The sequence below is a fragment of the Shimia sp. CNT1-13L.2 genome, assembly GCF_024331145.1.
Taxonomy (GTDB): Bacteria; Pseudomonadota; Alphaproteobacteria; order Rhodobacterales; family Rhodobacteraceae; genus Shimia.
In genome coordinates this window covers 1-20,590 of the sequence record NZ_JANDJO010000009.1, presented here as the reverse complement: position 1 = coordinate 20,590, position 20,590 = coordinate 1, and the positions used below count along the sequence as shown (strand labels likewise).

22 protein-coding genes and 1 tRNA gene are annotated in these 20,590 nt (G+C 60.5%); 15 read left to right on the top strand and 8 right to left on the bottom strand.

Annotated elements, in window-relative coordinates:
- Positions 1–23: 23 nt before the first annotated feature.
- From NNA36_RS16205 to NNA36_RS16170, 8 genes are all read left to right on the top strand, one after another.
- Positions 24–1,028 carry a branched-chain amino acid ABC transporter permease gene (locus NNA36_RS16205; RefSeq protein WP_255108915.1) on the top strand — a complete coding sequence of 335 codons (1,005 nt, stop codon included), beginning with the start codon at positions 24–26 and terminating at the stop codon, positions 1,026–1,028.
- Between the two features lie 4 nt (positions 1,029–1,032).
- A complete protein-coding gene (locus tag NNA36_RS16200; protein WP_255108913.1) occupies positions 1,033–1,287 on the top strand; it encodes a hypothetical protein in 255 nt (84 codons plus the stop codon).
- Positions 1,288–1,292: 5 nt separating this feature from the next.
- Positions 1,293–2,369 (top strand): branched-chain amino acid ABC transporter permease, encoded by a 1,077-nt coding sequence (locus NNA36_RS16195; RefSeq protein WP_255108911.1) that lies wholly within the window; start codon positions 1,293–1,295, stop codon positions 2,367–2,369.
- Between the two features lie 85 nt (positions 2,370–2,454).
- Positions 2,455–3,735: an ABC transporter substrate-binding protein gene (locus NNA36_RS16190; protein WP_255108909.1), complete on the top strand. Its 1,281-nt coding sequence runs from the start codon at positions 2,455–2,457 to the stop codon at positions 3,733–3,735.
- A gap of 69 nt (positions 3,736–3,804) precedes the next feature.
- On the top strand, positions 3,805–4,629 hold the full coding sequence (locus NNA36_RS16185) for an ABC transporter ATP-binding protein (protein ID WP_255108907.1): 825 nt from the start codon (positions 3,805–3,807) through the stop codon (positions 4,627–4,629).
- Positions 4,630–4,811: 182 nt separating this feature from the next.
- Complete coding sequence (locus NNA36_RS16180; protein WP_255108905.1) at positions 4,812–6,032, top strand: phenylacetate--CoA ligase family protein; 1,221 nt, start codon at positions 4,812–4,814, stop codon at positions 6,030–6,032.
- Positions 6,033–6,229: 197 nt separating this feature from the next.
- Complete coding sequence (cysK, locus tag NNA36_RS16175) at positions 6,230–7,303, top strand: cysteine synthase A (protein WP_255108903.1); 1,074 nt, start codon at positions 6,230–6,232, stop codon at positions 7,301–7,303.
- 130 nt (positions 7,304–7,433) lie between these two features.
- A complete protein-coding gene (locus NNA36_RS16170) occupies positions 7,434–7,766 on the top strand; it encodes a DUF1330 domain-containing protein (protein ID WP_255108902.1) in 333 nt (110 codons plus the stop codon).
- 2 nt (positions 7,767–7,768) lie between these two features.
- Here the strand turns inward: NNA36_RS16170 and NNA36_RS16165 are convergent, their stop codons facing one another.
- From NNA36_RS16165 to NNA36_RS16155, 3 genes are all read right to left on the bottom strand, one after another.
- Positions 7,769–8,263, bottom strand: a complete 495-nt coding sequence (locus NNA36_RS16165; protein WP_255108900.1) for a hypothetical protein — start codon at positions 8,261–8,263, stop codon at positions 7,769–7,771.
- 134 nt (positions 8,264–8,397) lie between these two features.
- Positions 8,398–8,523, bottom strand: coding sequence for a type B 50S ribosomal protein L36 (gene ykgO / locus NNA36_RS16160; RefSeq protein WP_012177066.1), 126 nt, complete (start codon positions 8,521–8,523; stop codon positions 8,398–8,400).
- 78 nt (positions 8,524–8,601) lie between these two features.
- Positions 8,602–8,676, bottom strand: a tRNA-Val gene (locus NNA36_RS16155).
- A gap of 150 nt (positions 8,677–8,826) precedes the next feature.
- Between NNA36_RS16155 and NNA36_RS16150 the strand changes: the two genes are divergently transcribed.
- A complete protein-coding gene (locus NNA36_RS16150) occupies positions 8,827–9,687 on the top strand; it encodes an N-formylglutamate amidohydrolase (RefSeq protein ID WP_255108898.1) in 861 nt (286 codons plus the stop codon).
- 6 nt (positions 9,688–9,693) lie between these two features.
- Here NNA36_RS16150 and NNA36_RS16145 read toward each other — a convergent pair whose 3' ends face one another.
- Positions 9,694–10,947, bottom strand: coding sequence for a DNA polymerase IV (locus NNA36_RS16145; RefSeq protein ID WP_255108896.1), 1,254 nt, complete (start codon positions 10,945–10,947; stop codon positions 9,694–9,696).
- 30 nt (positions 10,948–10,977) lie between these two features.
- On the opposite strand from NNA36_RS16145, the gene NNA36_RS20010 reads away from it, so the two are divergent.
- Entirely contained in the window at positions 10,978–11,226 is a 249-nt protein-coding gene (locus tag NNA36_RS20010; protein ID WP_369681681.1) for an NUDIX domain-containing protein, read from the top strand.
- 249 nt (positions 11,227–11,475) lie between these two features.
- Here the strand turns inward: NNA36_RS20010 and pyrF are convergent, their stop codons facing one another.
- Together pyrF and NNA36_RS16130 are read right to left on the bottom strand one after the other, a co-directional pair.
- Entirely contained in the window at positions 11,476–12,171 is a 696-nt protein-coding gene (gene pyrF / locus NNA36_RS16135; protein ID WP_255108894.1) for an orotidine-5'-phosphate decarboxylase, read from the bottom strand.
- 80 nt (positions 12,172–12,251) lie between these two features.
- The gene (locus NNA36_RS16130) at positions 12,252–12,506 is read right to left on the bottom strand and encodes a hypothetical protein (protein WP_255108892.1); all 255 of its coding nucleotides are present in this window, start codon (positions 12,504–12,506) and stop codon (positions 12,252–12,254) included.
- Between the two features lie 215 nt (positions 12,507–12,721).
- On the opposite strand from NNA36_RS16130, the gene clpB reads away from it, so the two are divergent.
- Complete coding sequence (gene clpB / locus NNA36_RS16125; protein WP_255108890.1) at positions 12,722–15,337, top strand: ATP-dependent chaperone ClpB; 2,616 nt, start codon at positions 12,722–12,724, stop codon at positions 15,335–15,337.
- Positions 15,338–15,495: 158 nt separating this feature from the next.
- On the opposite strand, the gene NNA36_RS16120 is transcribed toward clpB, so the two are convergent.
- On the bottom strand, positions 15,496–15,939 hold the full coding sequence (locus NNA36_RS16120) for a DUF302 domain-containing protein (protein WP_255108888.1): 444 nt from the start codon (positions 15,937–15,939) through the stop codon (positions 15,496–15,498).
- A gap of 123 nt (positions 15,940–16,062) precedes the next feature.
- On the opposite strand from NNA36_RS16120, the gene NNA36_RS16115 reads away from it, so the two are divergent.
- From NNA36_RS16115 to NNA36_RS16105, 3 genes are all read left to right on the top strand, one after another.
- Entirely contained in the window at positions 16,063–17,562 is a 1,500-nt protein-coding gene (locus NNA36_RS16115; protein ID WP_255109094.1) for an FMN-binding glutamate synthase family protein, read from the top strand.
- A gap of 70 nt (positions 17,563–17,632) precedes the next feature.
- Positions 17,633–18,535, top strand: a complete 903-nt coding sequence (msrP, locus tag NNA36_RS16110; RefSeq protein ID WP_255108886.1) for a protein-methionine-sulfoxide reductase catalytic subunit MsrP — start codon at positions 17,633–17,635, stop codon at positions 18,533–18,535.
- Positions 18,535–18,744, top strand: coding sequence for a GDCCVxC domain-containing (seleno)protein (locus NNA36_RS16105; RefSeq protein WP_255108884.1), 210 nt, complete (start codon positions 18,535–18,537; stop codon positions 18,742–18,744). Before msrP ends, NNA36_RS16105 begins: the two co-directional genes overlap by 1 nt.
- 16 nt (positions 18,745–18,760) lie before the next feature.
- Here NNA36_RS16105 and NNA36_RS16100 read toward each other — a convergent pair whose 3' ends face one another.
- The gene (locus tag NNA36_RS16100) at positions 18,761–19,420 is read right to left on the bottom strand and encodes a hypothetical protein (protein WP_255108882.1); all 660 of its coding nucleotides are present in this window, start codon (positions 19,418–19,420) and stop codon (positions 18,761–18,763) included.
- A 172-nt stretch (positions 19,421–19,592) separates the two neighbouring features.
- Here NNA36_RS16100 and msrQ point away from each other — a divergent pair, with 172 nt between their 5' ends.
- The gene (msrQ, locus tag NNA36_RS16095; RefSeq protein WP_255108880.1) at positions 19,593–20,171 is read left to right on the top strand and encodes a protein-methionine-sulfoxide reductase heme-binding subunit MsrQ; all 579 of its coding nucleotides are present in this window, start codon (positions 19,593–19,595) and stop codon (positions 20,169–20,171) included.
- Positions 20,172–20,590: the final 419 nt, after the last annotated feature.

Sequence of the window (20,590 nt, the reverse complement as noted above, 5' to 3'; positions counted from 1 at the left end):
AATGAAAATCGGAGGTGTGAAGCATGCCTGAACAACTCGTATTTGCCATGGAGGTTTTCCTCAACGGCTTGATGGCAGGCGTGCTCTATGCCCTCGTGGCGCTGGGCTTCGTTCTCATCTACAAGGCCTCGGGGATCTTCAACTTTGCCCAGGGTGTTATGGCGCTGTTCGCAGCGATGACCCTTGTCGGCATCCAGAAGGGCCAAGTGCCCTTTGCCCACCTAATCAACGCCATGCTGGGCACGCACATCCACCACTTCGGCTGGCACATCCATTCGTTCATCGCGATCCTGCTGACGGTTGGTGTCATGATCCTGTTGGCCTGGGCGGTTCAGAAGGTCGTCTTCAAACACCTGGTTGGCCAGGAGCCGATCATCCTGTTCATGGCAACCATCGGCCTTGCCTACTTCCTTGAAGGGTTTGCCGACCTGATGTGGAACTCGGAGATCAAGAAACTTGATGTCTGCATGACCGCGAACGCCTGTCTGCCGCAGGGCATCAACATCCCGATCGACGAATTCACCTATGGCATCTTCGGCTATGGTTTCTTCATCGACAACCTCGACATCACCGCAACCATCGTCGCCATCATCCTTGTTGCTGCACTGGTTATCTTCAGCCAGTACACCAAGCAGGGCCGTGCAATGCGCGCCGTGGCGGACGATCACCAGGCGGCTCTGTCGGTGGGGATCTCGCTGAACTTCATCTGGGTTCTGGTGTGGTCGGTTGCCGGTTTCGTGGCCCTTGTCGCGGGTATCATGTGGGGCGCCAAATCAGGCGTGCAGTTCTCGCTGTCGCTGATCGCGCTCAAGGCCCTGCCGGTTCTGATGCTGGGTGGCTTTACCTCGATCCCCGGTGCGATTGTCGGTGGCCTGATAATCGGTGTGGGTGAGAAACTGTTCGAATTCGCAATCGGCCCGATGGTCGGCGGCGCGACCGAGAACTGGTTCGCCTACGTCCTCGCCCTGATCTTCCTCGTGTTCCGTCCGCAAGGCCTGTTCGGCGAGAAGATCATCGAGAGGGTATAAGTCCATGACCAAGCTGATCGCCATCCTCAATGTTGTTGCCTGGTCCGGCTTCTGGGCCTTCGGATACCTCGCCGTGACGGCGGAAGACTTCGACGACGGACAAGTGACGATGGCGGTCATCCTGGCCTTTGCCGGACTTATCATCGGTATCTTCGCCTATTTCAAACTTGTGCGCGCCGCCGAAGCGAGCGGCTATGCCAAGAAGTCCAACCAACTTGACGCCGAAGCGCGCAATCGTGCGCACGCGCAAGGGAGCTAAGAAACATGTTCTATCGTGAAGCGGGCGATTTCAAAACGTCCTACGCATCCGACAACCAGACCTTCCCGATCCGGTTCGACCGTCTGGGGTACTTCACCGCAATGGTGGTGGCCTTCCTCGTGGTCCCGTTCCTGATCAACGACTACTGGGCAAACGCGATCCTGCTGCCCTTCCTGATCTACGCCATCGCGGCGATCGGCCTTAACATCCTTGTCGGCTATTGCGGACAGGTATCGCTGGGGACCGGTGGTTTCATGGCGGTGGGCGCCTATGCCTGCTACAAGCTGATGACCGCGATGCCGGAAGTGAATATCTTCTTCCACGTGCTGATTTCGGGTGGCATCACGGCCTTTGTCTGCGTCCTCTTCGGCCTGCCGTCACTGCGCATCAAGGGTTTCTACCTCGCGGTGGCAACGCTTGCGGCACAGTTCTTCCTGGTGTGGCTCTTCAACCGTGTGCCGTGGTTCTACAACTACTCGGCTTCGGGCCAGATCAACGCGCCCGAGCGTACCCTGTTCGGCATCGAAGTGACCGGCCCCAACACCCAGGCCTGGGCAACCTACCTGTTCTGCCTCGTCTTCCTGGTGGGCAGCGCCTGGATCGCCCGCAACCTGACCCGCGGCATGACCGGCCGTAAGTGGATGGCGATCCGCGACATGGACATCGCCGCCGAGATCATCGGTGTGAACCCGCTCAAGGCCAAGATCAGCGCCTTTGCAGTCTCCGGCTTCTTTGTCGGCATCTCGGGCGCGCTGTTCTTCTCGGTCTACCTTGGCGCGGTGGAAGTTGGCGAAGCCTTCGGCATCAACAAATCGTTCCTCGTGCTCTTCATGGTGATCATCGGCGGCCTTGGCTCGATGTTCGGCTCCTTTGCCGGCGCGGCCTTCCTGGTGCTGCTGCCCGTCGTCCTGAAAGTGGTCGGCGTGGACTGGCTGGGCATGCCTACCGACCTGGTGGCGCACCTTCAGCTGGTGATCGTAGGGGGGCTGATTGTGGTCTTCCTGATCCTCGAACCTCACGGCCTCGCGCAACTGTGGCGCGTTGCCAAAGAAAAACTGCGGCTGTGGCCCTTCCCGCACTAAGGCGGGGCCTCATCCAACCGGAATTCGGGGGCTGGAGGAGCCCCCGGACAACAACATCGGACAAACCAAAGGGAGGAGAAACCCGATGAAAAAGACTTTTGTAACTGCAGTTGCTGCCCTGATGGCCGCAGCGCCGGCAATGGCCGATCTGGTCTTCCCGTCGCTGAGCTACCGCACCGGCCCCTACGCCGCGGGCGGCATCCCGTTCGCCGACGGCTACGCAGACTATTTCACCCTGCTGAACGAGCGTGACGGCGGTATCGGCGGCGTGATGACCAAGCTGCTCGAGTGTGAAACCGGCTATAACACCGAAAAAGGCGTTGAGTGCTACGAGTCGACCAAAGGCCAGGGCGCACTTGTGTACCAGCCGCTGTCGACCGGTATCACCTACCAGCTGATCCCCAAGACCATGGCAGACGACATTCCGATGCACACCATGGGTTATGGTCGTACCTCGGCCGCCAACGGTGACGTCTTCAGCCACACCTTCAACTATCCGGGTACCTACTGGAACGGTGCGTCGGGTGCGGTGAACTACCTGCTGGAAAGCAACGGTGGCGACATCAGCGGCAAGAAAATCGCGCTGGTCTACCACAACTCGGCATACGGCAAAGAGCCGATCCGTACCCTGGAAGAGCTGCAGAAGAAGCACGGCTTCGAACTGAGCCTGCTGCCCGTTGACCACCCCGGTCAGGAGCAGAAGTCGCAGTGGCTGCAAATCCGTCGCGAGCGTCCCGACTTTGTCCTGATGTGGGGCTGGGGCGTGATGAACCAGGTTGCCATCCAGGAAGCCGCGAACATCCGTTTCCCGATGGAAAACTTCATCGGTATCTGGTGGTCGGGTGCAGAGCATGACGTTCTGTCGGCTGGCGACAAGGCGAACGGCTACAAGGCGCTGACCTTCCACAACGTTGGTCGTGACTTCCCGATCTTCGACGACATCCAGAAGTATGTTGTCGACACTGGTAAGGCGGCAGGCGCCGGCGACCAGATCGGTAACGTTCTCTACAACCGCGGCATGTACGCAGCGATGCTTGCAGCCGAAGCAGCCAAGACCGCCCAGGCGATCCACGGCACCGCAGACATCAACGCGTCGCAAATGCGTGACGGTATGGAAGCACTGGAAATCACCGAAGAGAAAATGGCCGCCCTCGGCATGCCGAACTTCGGTCCGTCCTTCACCGTTACCTGTGAAAACCACGGTGGCCCCGGCCTCGTTGGTGTGACCCAGTGGGACGCAGCTTCGAAGACCTGGTCGCTGATCTCGGACTTCAAACCGACCGACATGGAAGTGATCGGTGGTCTGATCGCCGAAGACTCGGCCGCCTATGCTTCGGAAAACAACATCCCGTCGAACTGTAAGTAAGACATAGACAAAGTTCCGGCCGGGTTTTGGCCCGGCCGGTAACTCCAACCTCTAGGAAAGACGTTTCATATGCTCGACGCTGGTCACACAGAAGAGACCCTGCTTGAGGTCAACAACATCGAGGTGATCTACAACCACGTGATCCTCGTGCTGAAAGGGGTCAGCCTGTCGGTGCCCAAGGGCGGTATCACCGCGCTTCTGGGAGGCAACGGCGCAGGCAAGACCACCACGCTCAAGGCGGTTTCCAACCTGCTGCATTCGGAACGCGGCGAAGTCACCAAGGGTTCGATCAACTATCGCGGCAACCGCGTTCAGGATCTCGACCCGGCAGACCTTGTTAAGCGCGGCGTGATCCAGGTGATGGAAGGCCGGCATTGTTTTGAACACCTGACCGTAGAAGAAAACCTGCTGACGGGTGCCTATACCCGGACTGACGGTGGCGCGAACATCCAGCAGGACCTTGAGATGGTCTACAACTATTTCCCCCGTCTGAAGGAGCGCCGCAAATCGCAGGCTGGCTATACTTCGGGTGGTGAGCAACAGATGGTTGCGATGGGCCGCGCACTGATGTCGCGCCCCGAGACGATCCTTCTTGACGAGCCGTCGATGGGCCTTGCCCCGCAGCTTGTGGAAGAGATCTTCAACATCGTTAAGGACCTGAACGAGAAAGAAGGCGTGAGCTTCCTTCTCGCGGAGCAGAACACCAACGTGGCGCTGCGTTTTGCCCACTATGGTTACATCCTCGAGAACGGGCGCGTGGTGATGGACGGCCCTGCCGCGGAACTGCGCGAGAACCCGGACGTGAAGGAATTCTATCTCGGCATGTCGGATGAAGGCCGCAAATCGTTCCGCGACGTGCGGTCGTACCGTCGCCGCAAGCGTTGGCTGAGCTAACGCCTCACAGCGGTGGGTTGGACAGCCGCCCCCAAGTGTCCGCACGAAGGTAACACGAGACCTGACACGTTTCGGGACAGGGCGATATCGGCCTGTCCACAGGAGAGCTACGCCCGCACAAGACCGGGCCAGCAGGGAGAGGGCCAACAAAGGTGGCCCGTGAGAATAAAGAGGACGGCCAGATGAGCCAGTATTTTGACGACCTTGAAACGCGTTCGGCCGAAGACCGGGCGGCGGATCTTGCCAAGGCATTGCCGGAACAGATCGCAAGGGCGAAGGGGTTACCGGGCTATGCAGAGGCGTTTGCCGATGTGGATCCGTCTTCGATCACCTCTGCTGCGGACCTCGTGAAACTTCCTGTTCTGCGCAAATCGGAACTGAGCAAGGCACAGGCGGCAAACCCGCCGCTGGGGGGCTTCAACGCCATTCCGGTCAGCGACTTTGCCCATATTTTCCAGTCGCCGGGGCCGATCTATGAACCGGGCAACACCACGCATGACTGGTGGCGCATGGGGCGCGCGATGCACGCTGCGGGCTTTGGCTCGGACGACGTGGTTCAGAACTGTTTTGCCTATCATCTGACGCCGGCGGGCATGATTTTTGAAAACGCCGCCAAGGCCGTGGGCGCAGCCGTGGTTCCGGCCGGGATCGGCCAGACCGAACTTCAGGTTCAGGCCGCCGCGGCGATTGGTGTGACCGCCTATGCCGGTACGCCGGATTACCTCAAGATCATTCTCGACAAGGCCGCCGAGATGGGTGTCGAGTTGAACATCACCAAGGCCGCTGTTGGCGGCGGTGCCCTGTTCCCCAGCCTGCGTCAGGAATATGCCGATCGCGGCATCACCTGCCTGCAGTCCTATGCCACCGCCGATCTGGGCAACATCGCCTATGAAAGCCCGTCGATGGAAGGCATGATCGTGGACGAGGGTGTGATCGTCGAGATTGTCACCCCCGGCACCGGAACCCCTGTCGCACCGGGTGAAGTGGGTGAGGTCGTGGTGACCACGCTGAATGCCGAATATCCGTTGATCCGTTTCGCCACCGGCGACCTGTCGGCCGTTCTGGAAGGCCAATCCCCCTGCGGTCGCACCAACATGCGGATCAAGGGCTGGATGGGTCGTGCCGACCAGACTGCCAAGATCAAGGGCATGTTCGTGCGCCCCGAGCAGGTGGCCGCACTGGTTGAGAAACATGACGAGATCGCCAAGGCCCGCGTCATCGCCACCCGCGAGGGCGAGATGGACGTGATGACGGTGCAGGTAGAGGCAGCGGGCGGTGATGCGGGCATCTATGCCAAGTCGGTAGCCGAAACGCTCAAGCTCAAGGGCAAGGTCGAGATCGTTGCCCCCGGCAGCCTGCCCAAGGATGGCATCGTGATCGAGGATCAGCGCAAATACGACTGATCCCCTGAAGGTTCTCTTCCCGAGAGAGAGGGCGCAGACCGCTACTGATCCCAACTCGGTGGCATGGTCTGCGCCTTTATTCTTGGTGCGACGCGAAGTCTGGAACCCTATCCCTGATTGCGTGCAACGGGTTTACTCGGGGCGCAAGAACGCCTTTGTTTATGCACATGAATTCGCTGACGACGAGGGAGTCTCACATGACCATCAGACAAACCAATGGCCGCGGCCAGCGCTATGACAGTGTTCTGGAAACCGTCGGCAACACCCCGGTGATCCGCATCAACCGCATTGCCCCGGAGCACGTGAATGTCTTCGTGAAATTCGAAGCCTTCAACCCCGGTGGGTCGGTCAAGGACCGTCTTGCGCTCAACATCATCGAGGCCGCCGAGCGCGATGGCCGCCTGAAGCCCGGCCAAACCGTGGTCGAGGCGACTTCGGGGAACACCGGTATCGGCCTTGCGATGGTTTGTGCCGCCAAGGGCTATCCGCTGGTGATCACGATGGCCGAGAGCTTCTCGGTCGAGCGTCGCCGCCTGATGCGCTTTCTAGGGGCCAAGGTTGTTCTGACGCCGAAAGAACTCAAGGGTTTTGGCATGTATTCCAAGGCCAAGGAACTGGCCGAGGAAAACGGCTGGTTCCTGGCAAGTCAGTTCGAAACGCCGGACAATGCCGACATCCACGAGAACACCACCGCGCGCGAGATTCTTGCCGACTTTGACGGCGAGTCGCTGGATTACTGGGTCACTGGTTATGGCACCGGTGGCACCGTGTCGGGCGTGGGCCGTGCCCTGCGTGCGAGCAGCCCGGACACCAAGATTATCCTGGCCGAGCCGGAGGCCGCCGCGATCCTGTCGTCGGGCTATATCAACACCCGGAACGATGAAAACCAGCCGACCGAAGGCCACCCGCATTTCGCGCCGCACCCGATTCAGGGCTGGACGCCGGACTTTATCCCCTACGTGCTGCAAGAGGCGATGGACAAGTCGTTCTACGATTCGCTTCTCAAAGTGCCGGGACCGGATGGCATTGCCTGGTCGCGCCGTCTGGCGGCCGAGGAAGGCATCTTTACCGGCATCTCGGCAGGCGCCACGTTTGCCGCCGCGATGGAGGTGGCAAAGGATGCGCCTGAAGGGGCAAACATCCTTGTCATGCTGCCTGATACCGGTGAGCGTTACCTGTCGACGCCGCTGTTCGAGGGCATTGCCGAGGACATGAGCGAAGAGGAGTGGGAGATCTCGCTCTCGACGCCCGGTCAACAGATGCAAAAGTGACGATTTAGCCCCCTTTTTCGACGTGTCAAAGGGGGCGGACTCACATATAGAGCGATAGTGCGGTATGATTGGGTGCCGGATGCGTTGCGTCTGGCGATGTTTGATCCAAGAATTTTGGTAGGAGACCATTATGCCAGTGACAGTTGTAGCTCTGCTGTCGATCAATGAAAGCGACCCGATGGCGCTTGGGAAATACTTCGAGGTTACCGGGCCGTTGCTCGAGCGGGCAGGGGCAAAGATCGTCAAGCGTTTTGATGTGAACGAGGTGGTCGTTGGCAAGCGCAAGGCACAGACGGTTGTGATCGTGGAATATCCGGACAAGGCCGCTGTAGACAGCGTGTTTGGTAGCCCGGAATACGCCAGCATTGCCGAGGTGCGTGATCGCGCCTTTAACGAGTATCACATCAATGTGGTCTCGGATCCTGACGAGGGCCGCGAAGTCGCTGCCGCGGCGACCGACTAAGGTCACAGCTGGCCGGTGCGCTTTCTCCAGAGCAGCCAGCCGAAGAATCCGCCCACCACGCTGGCCCCGCCACCGAGGGCCAGCATGTAGGGCACTGTAATCATCCACATTCCGAGCATGAGGATCACCGCGTTGGCAAAGCCGCCGGGGCCGGAATATGTGGTCAATCCGAACAGCGAATACCCCTGGTAGACAAAGAGCCCCAGGAAGGCCCCGACGTACATGTGCAGACGCATGGACAGCTGTTTGGGGTGGTCCGCCAGCGCCGACTTGAGCTTGCGATGCACATAGATTGCCAGCACCACGAAGGGGATCTCGAAGAAGATGGCGAGGGGAATCATCAGCTGGATTCCACGTGACCAGCTGACGACGGAAACGCCGCGCGCCTCGAGCGTGGCACGGGCGATGATGCCCACCGCGACGGTAAGCAACAGGCCTCCGATCACGATTGTCGAGACCAGAAGTCTTGCAGCAGGGGGGAGGGGTGTTTCGGCCATTCGAATACCTCTTAGACGGGGCATTCTAGACCTTTTGGAAGCGGAGCGCCTTGATCTGCTCGCTTGCATCCTACCAAAAGAAAAAGCCGCCCAGATGGACGGCTTTCTTGATAACGCTAAGGCGTCTTGGGCAATTAGCCCTGACGTGCCTTGAAGCGGCGCTGCGTCTTGTTGATGACATAAACGCGGCCCTTGCGGCGCACAACACGGCAGTCGCGGTGACGCTGCTTGAGCGAGCGGAGCGAGTTCTTGACCTTCATGGCCTTTCTCCTCTTACGTGGCGCGACATGCGCCGGGTTGACGGGTACTTCGCAGTGCTGCGAAGCGATGAATTAGAATGGTGGGCGATACTAGGATCGAACTAGTGACCCCTTCGATGTCAACGAAGTGCTCTACCGCTGAGCTAATCGCCCACTCTGGCCGGCTCAAATCCAACCCCCTTAATCAAAGGGGGCGCGGAAATCCGCGCCGGTAGCGGGGTCTATAAAAGGAGTCGCGCCGGGGCGCAAGGGCTTTCGACCACGTTATTTTTTGTTCTATATTTTTCGAGTACAGGAGAGACAATGCCGAAACGCGCCTACAGCCTTATGCAGCCAGAACAGCGGAGATCCTCCGTTGTCTTTGCGTCGCCCCACAGCGGGTGCGACTACCCTGAATGGTTCGTGCGGCGCTCGTTGTTGAATGCCCATAGCATCCGCAGTTCGGAAGACGCCTTTGTAGACAGGCTTTTCGAGGTCGCGCCGCAGTTCGGCTCGCCATTTCTGGTGGCCGGGGCGCCGCGCGCGTTCCTTGATCTGAACCGTGCGCCCGATGAACTGGACCCGGCGCTGATCCACGGCGTGAAGAAGGGCGGGCACAACCCGCGCGTGGCATCTGGCCTCGGGGTGATTCCCCGCGTGGTTGCCAACGGGCGGCCGATTTATCATGGGAAAATCGACATGGTTGAGGCCGAGGCGAGAATCGCGCGCTATTGGCGGCCCTATCATGACCGTCTGCAAAGCCTTCTCGACGAATCGCGGGCCCAGTTCGGGCGCGCGATCCTGATCGATTGCCATTCCATGCCGCATGAGGCGGTCGAGAACCTGTCGCGCAGCGGCGGGGGGCGTCCCGATATCGTACTGGGGGATCGTTTCGGCGCGGCCGCAGAGCCTGACATCGTGGATGAGATCGAACAGGCCTTTGTGGATGTCGGCCTCAAGGTCTCGCGCAATACACCCTTTGCCGGCGCCTTTGTAACGCAGCACTATGGCCGCCCCTCGCGCAAGCAGCACGCCATCCAGATCGAGATCGACCGTTCGCTCTATATGGATGAGGCGAGGGTTGAGCCGAATGGCAACTTTGAAGCCTTCCGCGCCAAGATCGAACAGGTCATCGCCCGCATTGTGGCCATCGGTCTGCCCCGCCAGAGCCTTGCGGCGGAGTGACCGGGATCACCGCATCGCACGCCCTTTGAGAATCGCATCGCTGCCAAAGCGTTTGCGGATTTCATCGGTTGCGCGCTCCGCCTTGCGGCGCTGCGCGGCCTTGGGGTCGAGAAGATCACCCGAGAGGTCCGCAGCGGCTTCGGGCACAAGATCGGCCAGCCCCACGCCAATCAACCTGTAAGGCCCCTGGTTGCCTACCTGGTCAAACAGACCGCGGGCGGTGGAATAGAGCGTGTCTGCCATCTGGGTGGCATCGCGCAGGGCGATACGGCGCGAGATCAGGCTGTGATCGGCGCGTTTCAGCTTGAGGGTGACAACACGGCCTGCCTTGCCCTTGGCCTTGGCGCGGTCCGAGACCTTTTCCGACATGCGCCAGAGGTGGCCGTCAAGAATATCGGCGTCGCCTGTATCCTCGAAAAACGTTGTCTCGTTGCTGATGCTTTTCATCGGCGCATTGGCGGAAACGCGACGGCGGTCCTGTCCGCGTGCAAGATGCCAGAGGCGTGTTCCCATCGAGCCGAATCGCGCGGTCAGGTCGCGTTCGTCCCAGCGCAGCAGATCGGCAAAGGTATGGATGCCCGCACGATCGAGCGATGATTGCGTCGCCGCCCCCACACCCCAGATCATGCGCACCGGTTTGTCATGCAGGAAAGCGGCGGTCTCGGCCTGTCCGATCACGGAAAACCCGCGTGGCTTTTCGAGGTCAGAGGCCACCTTGGCGAGGAACTTGTTGTGGCTGAGGCCGATAGAGCCGGTCAGCCCAAGTTCGTCTTTCATGCGTTTGACCAGCCGCGCCAGCATCACGGCGGGCGGTTTGCCGTGCAGGCGGGCGGTGCCGGAGAGATCCATGAAGGCCTCGTCCAGTGACAGGGGTTCGATGTCGGGGGTGAGTTCATCCATCATCGCCCGAATCTGGCGCGAGGCCTCGGCATAGACCGACATGCGCGGCTTGATGATCACCGCGTCAGGACACAGTTTGGTGGCCTGGAACATGGGCATGGCCGACCGCACGCCACGAATGCGCGCGACATAGCAGGCGGTGGACACCACCCCGCGCCGACCGCCGCCGATGATGACGGGTTTGTCGCGCAATTCGGGATTGTCGCGTTTCTCGACGCTGGCATAAAAGGCGTCACAGTCCATATGCGCGATCGAGAGATCAAACAGTTCGGGGTGACGCACGACGCGCAGGCTGCCACAAGAGGGGCAGCGGCCTTGGCTTTCGAAGGGGGTCAGGCAATCGCGGCACAGGGCAGGCATCGGGCTCTCGAACGGATCAGGGATCGGACCATGAGTGTATCATTTGACGGCGGAATGGACACCGACTTTCACGGCGCAAAGCTGGCCTTGTTCATCGGGGACAGGTTGCTGACCATTCTGAGGGATGACAAGCCCGGCATTCCCTGGCCCGCGCATTGGGATATGCCCGGTGGCGGGCGGGAAGGCACGGAAAGCGGTGCGGCCTGTGTGTTGCGTGAGGTGCAAGAGGAGCTGGGGCTGATCCTGAGCGAGGCGACGCTGTCCTGGGGGCGCATCTAATGGCGCAAGGGGCAGGCGTTCTGGTTTTTCGCGGCGCATCTGCCCGAAGGGGCGGACAGGGACATCCGGTTTGGCGACGAGGGGCAGGAGTGGGCCTTGTGGGAAGCGCATGACTACCTGCGGCACGCACGCGCGATTCCCCAGTTTCAATCCCGATTGGCCGACTACCTCGCCGGGGCATAGGGCCTTAGCGGCGGATGCCTCCGGCGGGAGTATTTCGGGTGCATTGAAGCGGTGCCGATGCGCCCTTCAGAGGCTGGCGAGTTCGTCGATGATGGCCTGGGCCGCGGCCCGAGGGTCTTCGGCCTGCCAGATCGGACGGCCGACAACGATATGGTCGGCGCCATCGGCAATCGCGCTGGAGGGGGTGGCGACACGTTTCTGATCGCCAAGTGCCGCGCCGGTGGGGCGCACGCCGGGGGTGACGATCAGGCGGCCTTCGGCCTCGGGCAGGGCGCGGATCAAGGCGGCCTCTTGCGGCGAGGCAATCACGCCGTCGGCACCGGCCTCAAACGCCTTGCCCGCGCGTTCCTGAACCAGGTCCTTGATCTCGCCCGGTTTGATCAGGGCTCCATCAAGGTCATTGCGGTCCAGTGATGTCAGGATGGTCACGCCGAGGATCTTGAGGTCTTTGCCTGCGGCGCCTTCCTTAGCGGCTTTGACGACGTAGGGGTCACCATGCACGGTCAGGAAATCGAGGTCGAACTGTGCCAGCCCGCGCACCGCGTTTTCCACGGTGGCGCCGATGTCGAACAGTTTCATGTCGAGGAAGATGCGTTTGCCGTGGTCCTGCTTGAGTTCGTTGGCCAGTGCGAGGCCACCGCCGGTCAGCATGCCGAGGCCGATCTTGTAGAAGGAGGCCGCGTCACCGATGGTTTCCGCCAGCTTCAGGCCTTGCAGGGCGTTGGGGACGTCGAGGGCAACGATCAGGCGATCATCGGACATGGGGCAGACTCCTTTGGGGCATGGGGATATCGGCACTGGCCTTACTCCCCTTGCCCGAAGGCGTCAAACATTTGCGGCGTTCAGAGCGCGTTGTCGGGCAGAAGGCCCGGTTCAAAGTCGATCTGGCCGCGGCCGTTGCGGTATTCCGGCATCCGGCGGACCTGGCGCAGGGCCTCGCGGATGAAGGCGATGCGGCGCATGACCTTGTCCTGCAAGCCCTCTTCCTTGATTGCGCACATCACCTGGATCTGGCGTTCGTAAGAACAAAAGGAAACGCTGCCAAGCGTTTCGCCGCCGTTGGGTATTTCGTTGATTTCTATCTCGGTCACATACATTGATCTGCCCCTTGCTTCTGCTCTTGTGACAAAACTGTGCCCGACAAATCGAGGGGAAATAAGGCAGACTTCGCTCATTTCGGGGGCTTTCTTGTTCACATCCTCTTGAAGGTACCACCTGCAGTTGCCACATTGATTTCGAGGCCCGGAATAGGGGCGTGCCGCAAAGCGGGCGCATTGAGAACAACCGGGTGCTTGAGAGAAGGAGAGTGACCATGGACTTGAGCAAGTTCACGGAGCGGTCGCGCGGTTTTGTACAGGCTGCACAGACCATTGCCATGCGGGAAAACCACCAGCGCATGGTGCCAGAGCATATTCTGAAAGCATTGATGGACGATGATCAGGGGCTTGCCGCCAACCTGATCAAACGTGCTGGCGGTGCGCCCGAGCGGGTGCGTGACGCGGTTGACCTGGCGATGACCAAGATCCCGCAGGTCAGCGGCGATACCGGCCAGCCCTATCTCGACAATGCCACCGTCAAGGTGCTGAGCGAGGCAGAGAAGCTCGCCAAGAAGGCGGGCGACAGTTTCGTGCCGGTCGAGCGTATCCTGATGGCGCTGGTCATGGTGAAATCCAAGGCCAAGGACGCGCTGGAAAGCGGCGCGGTCTCTGCGCAATCGCTGAATGCGGCGATCAATGACATCCGCAAGGGGCGCACCGCCGACAGTGCCTCGGCGGAAGAGGGCTATGATGCGCTCAAGAAATACGCGCAGGACCTGACCGAACGTGCCAGCGAGGGTAAGATCGACCCGATCATCGGGCGCGATGACGAAATCCGCCGCGCCATGCAGGTGCTGAGCCGCCGGACCAAGAACAATCCGGTCCTGATCGGGGAGCCGGGCGTGGGCAAGACCGCGATTGCCGAGGGGATGGCGCTGCGCATCGTTAATGGCGACGTGCCGGAATCCCTGCGCAACAAGAAGCTTCTGGCGCTGGACATGGGCGCGCTGATTGCCGGTGCGAAATACCGTGGTGAGTTCGAAGAGCGCCTCAAGGCGGTTCTGACCGAGGTGACCGAAGCCGCCGGCGAGGTGATCCTGTTCATCGACGAGATGCACACGCTGGTTGGGGCCGGCAAGACCGATGGCGCGATGGATGCCGCCAACCTGATCAAGCCGGCGCTGGCGCGGGGTGAGCTGCACTGTATCGGGGCCACCACGCTGGATGAATATCGCAAATACGTCGAGAAAGACGCGGCCCTGGCACGCCGTTTCCAGCCGGTGATGATTGCCGAGCCGACGGTCGAGGACACCATCTCGATCCTGCGCGGGATCAAGGAGAAATACGAGTTGCACCACGGGGTGCGGATTTCCGACAGCGCGCTTGTGACGGCTTCGACCCTGTCACACCGCTATATCACCGACCGCTTCCTGCCCGACAAGGCCATTGACCTTGTGGACGAGGCGGCGAGCCGTCTGCGGATGGAGGTCGACTCCAAGCCGGAAGAGCTTGATGCGCTGGACCGCCAGATCCTGCAGTTGCAGATCGAGGAAGAGGCGCTGAAGCTCGAGGATGATGCGGCGTCGAAGGATCGCCTCGAGACGCTTCAGAAAGACCTAGCCGAGCTGAAAGAGAAATCCGCTGAGATGACGGCGAAATGGCAGGCTGGCCGAGACAAGCTGGCCTCGGCCCGTGATCTCAAGGAGCAGCTTGATCAGGCCCGCGCCGATCTGGAAATCGCCAAGCGCGAGGGCAACCTCGGGAAAGCGGGCGAGTTGTCTTATGGCGTGATCCCGGGGCTTGAAAAGCAACTGGCCGATGCCGAGGCGCAGGAAGGAGACATGACAGTCGAAGAGGCCGTGCGCCCCGAGCAGATCGCCGCGGTGGTCGAACGCTGGACGGGCATTCCGACCTCGAAGATGCTGGAAGGCGAGCGCGAAAAGCTGTTGCGGATGGAAGATGACCTGCACCGCCGGGTGATCGGCCAGAACAGCGCGGTGACCGCCGTGGCCAATGCCGTGCGCCGTGCGCGTGCGGGGCTGAACGACGAAAACCGGCCGCTGGGATCGTTCCTGTTCCTCGGGCCGACCGGTGTCGGGAAAACCGAACTGACCAAGGCCGTGGCCGAGTTCCTGTTTGATGACGACAGCGCGATGGTGCGCATCGACATGTCCGAGTTCATGGAGAAACACGCCGTGGCCCGTCTGATCGGCGCGCCTCCGGGCTATGTCGGCTATGACGAAGGTGGGGTTCTGACCGAGGCCGTGCGTCGCCGCCCGTATCAGGTGGTGCTGTTCGACGAGGTGGAAAAGGCCCATCCGGATGTCTTCAACGTGCTGTTGCAGGTGCTGGATGACGGTGTGCTGACCGATGGTCAGGGCCGTACTGTGGACTTCAAGCAGACGCTGATCATCCTGACCTCGAACCTTGGGGCGCAGGCGCTGTCGCAACTGCCGGATGGGGCGGATGCAGGCGATGCACGTCGCGACGTGATGGATGCGGTACGCGCCCATTTCCGCCCAGAGTTCCTGAACCGGCTGGACGAGACGATCATCTTCGATCGCCTGGCCCGCGCGGATATGGACGGGATCGTCGACATTCAACTCGCACGTCTCAAGAAACGTCTGGCCGGTCGCAAGATCGAGATCATGCTGGACGAAGACGCCCGCAAGTGGCTTGCCGACGAAGGTTATGATCCGGTGTTCGGTGCCCGCCCGCTCAAGCGCGTGATCCAGCGTGCGTTGCAGAACCCGCTGGCCGAGATGCTCTTGGGTGGCGAGGTGAAGGACGGTGAGGCCATTCCGGTGACCGCGGGTCCGGAAGGGCTCATCATCGGCGACCGCGTCGGCACATCGGATCGCGCCAAACCGGACGACGCCGTGGTGCATTGAGCCGAATGGCAGAAAAGAGAGAAGCCCGCCTGAGAAGGCGGGCTTTTTCTATTTGAGAAGGATGTATGGCACGGGCGGATCGCCCAGGCCGCGCCCGACCCTCCCCCCGGGAGGGCGCATTTGCGCCCACCCAGGCTCGGGCGCGACCCTAGAGGGGGTTATTCCGAAATCGCTTCCTGAACGATCTCTTCCAGCATTGCCTGAACACGTTTCATCGGGCCTTCGGGCATGATGCGGTAGCCGATGGTGGTTTGATCGGGGTTTTCGGGGGTCTGCATGACGAAGATGCCATAGGGGCAGAACTGGAGGTTCATCGGGTCGGCTTCCATGACCTCGCGCGAGATCTTGGCCGAGCAGAAATTGTAGACCTCGGCCTGAAGGAAGATGGTCTTGGTGCCGCCCACGTCTACCTTGGTGCGCTCCAGCATTTCGCCGACATGGTTCACTGCGTCGATGATCAGCCCGCGGTCGGTGATGGCGCTTTCGAGGCCGAAGGTGACATCGCCATAGTCCTGATCGACGGTATAGGTGATGGCGGTTTCATCTGCCGGGGCCATCGAGGCGAGGACGGTCAGGCCTGCGGCCAAAACGAGGTTTTTCATTACAATTCTCTCCCGAAAAGTTTGGGCAAACGTGACTTGCAGCATGAATGTTGAGGCCGCACTGTAAAGTCCAGAGCCGGCGTGGCTTTGATGCAGGTCAACAACAGGATCATACATATGAATATGTCGATGGATAGGGCGTTTTACATTGTTGAGGTGCTTGGGCTGATCTTTGTGGCCTTGGTTGGCCTCGCGGTTCTGGTGGCCATGGTGCTTTTCGTGCTGGACCGGCTCCAGACCGGTGATGCGGTGCGGCGCAACTATCCCCTGATCGGGCGCTTCCGGCATCTGTTCTCGGAACTTGGCGAGTTCTTCCGTCAGTATTTCTTTGCCATGGACCGCGAGGAACTGCCGTTCAACCGGGCTCAGCGCGACTGGATCACCCGTTCCGGCGAGGGCAAGGGCAATACCATCGCCTTCGGTTCCACGCGCAACCTGAGCGTAGTTGGCACGCCGATCTTCGTGAACGATCCCTTTCCACCGCTGGATGACCAGTTCGCCAAGACAGAGCCGCTGTTGATCGGCCCGACGGCACGCACGCCCTATCTCGCCCCGTCGATCTTCAACATCTCGGGCATGTCTTACGGCGCCCTGTCAAAACCCGCCGTGCAGGCCCTGTCGCAGGGCGCGAAAGAGGCGGGTGTCTGGCTGAACACCGGAGAAGGGGGCGTCTCGCCCTTCCATCTCGAAGGCGGGTGCGACCTTGTTTTCCAGATCGGCACCGCCAAGTTCGGGGTGCGGGATGAAAACGGGGATCTCTCGGACGAGAAGCTGCGCAAGGTGGCGGAACACGAAAACATCCGCATGTTCGAGATCAAGATGGCCCAGGGCGCGAAGCCGGGCAAAGGCGGCATTCTTCCCGGAGAAAAGGTGAACGAAGAAATTGCCGCCATTCGCGGCCTTCAGGTCGGGCAGGACGGGATTTCGCCCAACCGCCACAAGGAGATCGACAACTTTGACCACCTTCTGGACATGATCGTGCGTATCCGCGAGGTGACGGGCAAACCGGTGGGCATCAAGACGGTGGCTGGATCGGAACCGGCGGTGCGCGAGCTGTTCGAGACCATTGACCGCCGGGGATCGGATGCCGCCCCGGATTTCATCACCATTGACGGCGGCGAAGGTGGCACGGGGGCCGCGCCGATGCCCCTGATCGACCTTGTCGGCATGCCGGTGCGCGAGGCGCTTCCGATGGTGGTGGACCTGCGGGATGAATTCCACCTGCACGACCGCATTCGCATCGTGGCCAGCGGCAAGCTGGTCAACCCCGGGGACATCGCCTGGGCACTGGCTGCCGGCGCCGATTTCGTCACCTCGGCGCGGGGCTTCATGTTCTCGCTGGGCTGTATCCAGGCGCTGAAATGCAACAAGAACACCTGCCCCACGGGCATCACCACCCATGACCCCCGGTTCCAGAAGGGCCTCGTGGTCGAGCGCAAGTACAAGCGCGTCGCGCGCTATGCCAAGACCATCATCAAGGAAGTCGAGACCATCGCCCATTCGGTAGGCGTGTCCGAACCCCGTCAGATGCGCCGCCGCCACGTGCGGATCGTGCAACCCAATGGCCGCTCGGTGCCAATGAACAAGATCTATCCAAGTTACAATTCCCCCACGCCATCGTGAGGCAACGTGCTTTGGTTTTTGCGCCCGTCGCAGATACATCCTTGGGTAACGAGAGAAGAAGGAGTGACAGATGGCCAAGCGCTGGACCAATGATCTGACCCATGCCGATGTGACCCCCGAGGGCGCTTATCTCAACCGCCGCCAGGTCATGGCTGGCATGGTTGGCCTTGGCGTTGCCGGTCTGGGGGCGAATGTGGCCCATGCTGCCGGTCTCAAGCCGGACAGCTGGGAGACCATTACCAACTACAACAACTTCTATGAGTTCGGCACCGGCAAGGGCGATCCCGCGAAATACGCCCACACCCTGACGACCGAACCATGGAGTATCAAGATTGACGGCATGGTAAACCGCCCCGGCACTTATGCGCTGGGCGACATCCTGTCGAAGATGACCATCGAAGAGCGGATCTACCGCTTCCGCTGTGTCGAGGCCTGGTCGATGGTTGTGCCGTGGAACGGGTTCGAACTGGCCGATCTGCTGGATATGGCCGGGGTCAAGGCAGGCGCGAAATACGTGGCCTTTGAAACCCTGATGCGCCCCGAGGAAATGCCGGGCCAGAAATATCCGGTTCTGGAATGGCCCTATGTCGAAGGTCTGCGCCTCGACGAGGCGATGCACCCGCTGACCCTTATGGCGACGGGCATCTACGGCAAGACCATCCCGAACCAGAACGGCGCGCCTGTGCGTCTCGTGGTGCCGTGGAAGTATGGCTTCAAGTCGATCAAGTCGATCGTGCGTATCACCCTGACCGACCGTGAACCCCCGACCAGCTGGAACAAGGCCAACCGCCGCGAATACGGGTTCTATTCCAACGTGAACCCGAACGTCGATCACCCGCGCTGGTCGCAGGCATCGGAACGCACCATTGGTGGCGGTCTTCTTGCCCGGCGCAAGGAAACCCTGATGTTCAACGGCTATGAGAAAGAGGTGGCCAAGCTCTACAAGGGTATGGATCTGGCCAAGCACTTCTGATGGTCGAGACGCAGTCGGTTCTCACCTGCCCAATCTGCGGCCATGTTGATCTGTTCGATATGCCTACCGATGCCTGCCAGTTCTTCTTTGAATGCCAGGAGTGTCACACCGTTCTTCGTCCCCTCGAAGGTGACTGTTGTGTCTTCTGCTCCTACGGCACGGTCCCCTGTCCTCCGGTCCAGGAGGGCAGGGGATGCGCTGGCGGTTGAAATGAAACGGCTTGCGCTACAGCCCGAGGCGATCGCGCAGCTTGGGCATGGGCGGCACCACGCCATTGTTCAGGTTGTCGTCGATGATCGCCTGCATCCGCGTAACAAAGGTGTCGCGGTGAGACAGAAACTTGGGCAGGTAGAGCGGCGCCTGTTTTCCAAACCGCAGGACAAGAGCCGGGCGCGACTCGTGCATCCTGATATCCGTGAGATCCGAAAGCTCACGCTCTTGCCGGCGCAGATCGATGCCAAGGCTGATGACACGGTCCTCATCAAAGATCACCCGCTGGAAAAACATCAGCATGATCCAGCTGTAAGCGAAGACCAGGCTGGTGAAGGTGTAGATCGTCAGTTGCAGGTTGCCATCATGAATGCCGAGGGACATCAGGAGCGGTCCGAAATCGACGTTTGCCATGAACACGAGGGCAGCCACCGGCGCGCCAAGCCGCATCCCCCAGGTGGGGCGCAGTTCGACAAACCCGTTCTGCAATACGCGCGGGGCGTTGTTCCCCAAATCCGACAGCAAGCTGAGGCCGACCGCCTCGAGCGATCCCCCGTCCTGGCTATAGATCGACAATGGTCCCTTGCTGCGGGTCCAGCGGGCGATCCCGATTGCGACAACGTAGGCGGTGATGAGAGACAGGGTAAGAACTGTCAGTTGGTGATGAAAAAGCATTCTGCAAAATCCGTGGTCTTGGCTGCCATGAACGATGGCTGGCATGGCTCGTGTCTGACGGCAGACTGGGGTGGCAAAGTGGCTGAATTGCGGCAAGCCTGCGGCACGCGCCAAAATGCGCCTATAGTATAGAGAAGAGGTAAGAGACGTGTTGAAGGACAAGGTGAACACAGTGACCCGGAAACTGCCGACCTGGCCGGTCTACCTGCTGGGCGCGCTCTATCCTGTCTGGCTTCTCTATCAGGGGCTGACCGGCGGTCTGGGGGTGGACCCCGTTAAGGTCATGGAACACAATCTCGGAGAAGCCGGGCTGCAACTGCTGATCCTCGGGATGGTGGTGACACCTCTGCGCAAGTTCACCGGCATCACGCTGCTGAAGTTCCGCAGATCCATTGGTCTCCTCGCCTTCTTCTATATCTTCCTGCACCTTCTCGTCTGGCTGGTGCTGGATGTGCAGATCCTCTCGCAGATCTGGGCCGACATTCTCAAACGCCCTTACATCACCATCGGCATGGCAGGCTTTGTCCTGATGCTGCCGCTGGCCGTGACATCGAACAACTGGTCGGTGCGCCGGCTGGGGCGTCGCTGGAACAGGCTGCACAAGCTCACATACGGCGTGGCGCTGCTTGGCGGTCTACACTTCGTGATGCTGGTGAAAGGCTTCCAGATCGAACCCCTGATCTATGCCGCGGTGATCCTCGTGCTTCTGGCCCTGCGCTGGTCACCGACTCGCCGCTCTGCCCGCGCCTGAATCGCCACCTCCGCAATACCTCCGCAATACCTCTGCAATACCGACGTAATACCGACGTGTGAATCGCTGCCCGATTCACTGATGATTCCGCGCTCCGAACCCCGCGATTCCGGCCGGACACCTATTCGCTGTGGGCATTTCTGTGGATAAGGTTGATTGCGCCAACAGGCGATGCTGCGCTGCGGTAATATTCTTGCGCAAACGGCTCTGGTTTTGAAATCGAAATTACGTAACCCATTAAAAACACGATAAAAATCGAGAAAATCGAAAAAAGATGACATTTCTGCAAAAAACCACTTGCGGCTCCCCCGAACTCACCATAGAACCCCCTTCACCGGCGGCGCTGAGGCGCTGACGGGACGCCAGAGGGGCTGACGGAGCGGTGCTTCGGAGGGACTGAGGGCAAGGATTTTGAGGCA

What these genes read in the sequence shown, in the direction of transcription:
- NNA36_RS16205 (WP_255108915.1), top strand. Translation starts at nt 24, where the DNA reads ATGCCTGAACAACTCGTATTTGCCATGGAGGTTTTCCTCAACGGCTTG.
- NNA36_RS16200 (WP_255108913.1), top strand. Translation starts at nt 1,033, where the DNA reads ATGACCAAGCTGATCGCCATCCTCAATGTTGTTGCCTGGTCCGGCTTC.
- NNA36_RS16195 (WP_255108911.1), top strand. Translation starts at nt 1,293, where the DNA reads ATGTTCTATCGTGAAGCGGGCGATTTCAAAACGTCCTACGCATCCGAC.
- NNA36_RS16190 (WP_255108909.1), top strand. Translation starts at nt 2,455, where the DNA reads ATGAAAAAGACTTTTGTAACTGCAGTTGCTGCCCTGATGGCCGCAGCG.
- NNA36_RS16185 (WP_255108907.1), top strand. Translation starts at nt 3,805, where the DNA reads ATGCTCGACGCTGGTCACACAGAAGAGACCCTGCTTGAGGTCAACAAC.
- NNA36_RS16180 (WP_255108905.1), top strand. Translation starts at nt 4,812, where the DNA reads ATGAGCCAGTATTTTGACGACCTTGAAACGCGTTCGGCCGAAGACCGG.
- cysK (WP_255108903.1), top strand. Translation starts at nt 6,230, where the DNA reads ATGACCATCAGACAAACCAATGGCCGCGGCCAGCGCTATGACAGTGTT.
- NNA36_RS16170 (WP_255108902.1), top strand. Translation starts at nt 7,434, where the DNA reads ATGCCAGTGACAGTTGTAGCTCTGCTGTCGATCAATGAAAGCGACCCG.
- NNA36_RS16165 (WP_255108900.1), bottom strand. Translation starts at nt 8,263, where the DNA reads ATGGCCGAAACACCCCTCCCCCCTGCTGCAAGACTTCTGGTCTCGACA.
- ykgO (WP_012177066.1), bottom strand. Translation starts at nt 8,523, where the DNA reads ATGAAGGTCAAGAACTCGCTCCGCTCGCTCAAGCAGCGTCACCGCGAC.
- NNA36_RS16150 (WP_255108898.1), top strand. Translation starts at nt 8,827, where the DNA reads ATGCCGAAACGCGCCTACAGCCTTATGCAGCCAGAACAGCGGAGATCC.
- NNA36_RS16145 (WP_255108896.1), bottom strand. Translation starts at nt 10,947, where the DNA reads ATGCCTGCCCTGTGCCGCGATTGCCTGACCCCCTTCGAAAGCCAAGGC.
- NNA36_RS20010 (WP_369681681.1), top strand. Translation starts at nt 10,978, where the DNA reads ATGAGTGTATCATTTGACGGCGGAATGGACACCGACTTTCACGGCGCA.
- pyrF (WP_255108894.1), bottom strand. Translation starts at nt 12,171, where the DNA reads ATGTCCGATGATCGCCTGATCGTTGCCCTCGACGTCCCCAACGCCCTG.
- NNA36_RS16130 (WP_255108892.1), bottom strand. Translation starts at nt 12,506, where the DNA reads ATGTATGTGACCGAGATAGAAATCAACGAAATACCCAACGGCGGCGAA.
- clpB (WP_255108890.1), top strand. Translation starts at nt 12,722, where the DNA reads ATGGACTTGAGCAAGTTCACGGAGCGGTCGCGCGGTTTTGTACAGGCT.
- NNA36_RS16120 (WP_255108888.1), bottom strand. Translation starts at nt 15,939, where the DNA reads ATGAAAAACCTCGTTTTGGCCGCAGGCCTGACCGTCCTCGCCTCGATG.
- NNA36_RS16115 (WP_255109094.1), top strand. Translation starts at nt 16,063, where the DNA reads ATGTCGATGGATAGGGCGTTTTACATTGTTGAGGTGCTTGGGCTGATC.
- msrP (WP_255108886.1), top strand. Translation starts at nt 17,633, where the DNA reads ATGGCCAAGCGCTGGACCAATGATCTGACCCATGCCGATGTGACCCCC.
- NNA36_RS16105 (WP_255108884.1), top strand. Translation starts at nt 18,535, where the DNA reads ATGGTCGAGACGCAGTCGGTTCTCACCTGCCCAATCTGCGGCCATGTT.
- NNA36_RS16100 (WP_255108882.1), bottom strand. Translation starts at nt 19,420, where the DNA reads ATGCTTTTTCATCACCAACTGACAGTTCTTACCCTGTCTCTCATCACC.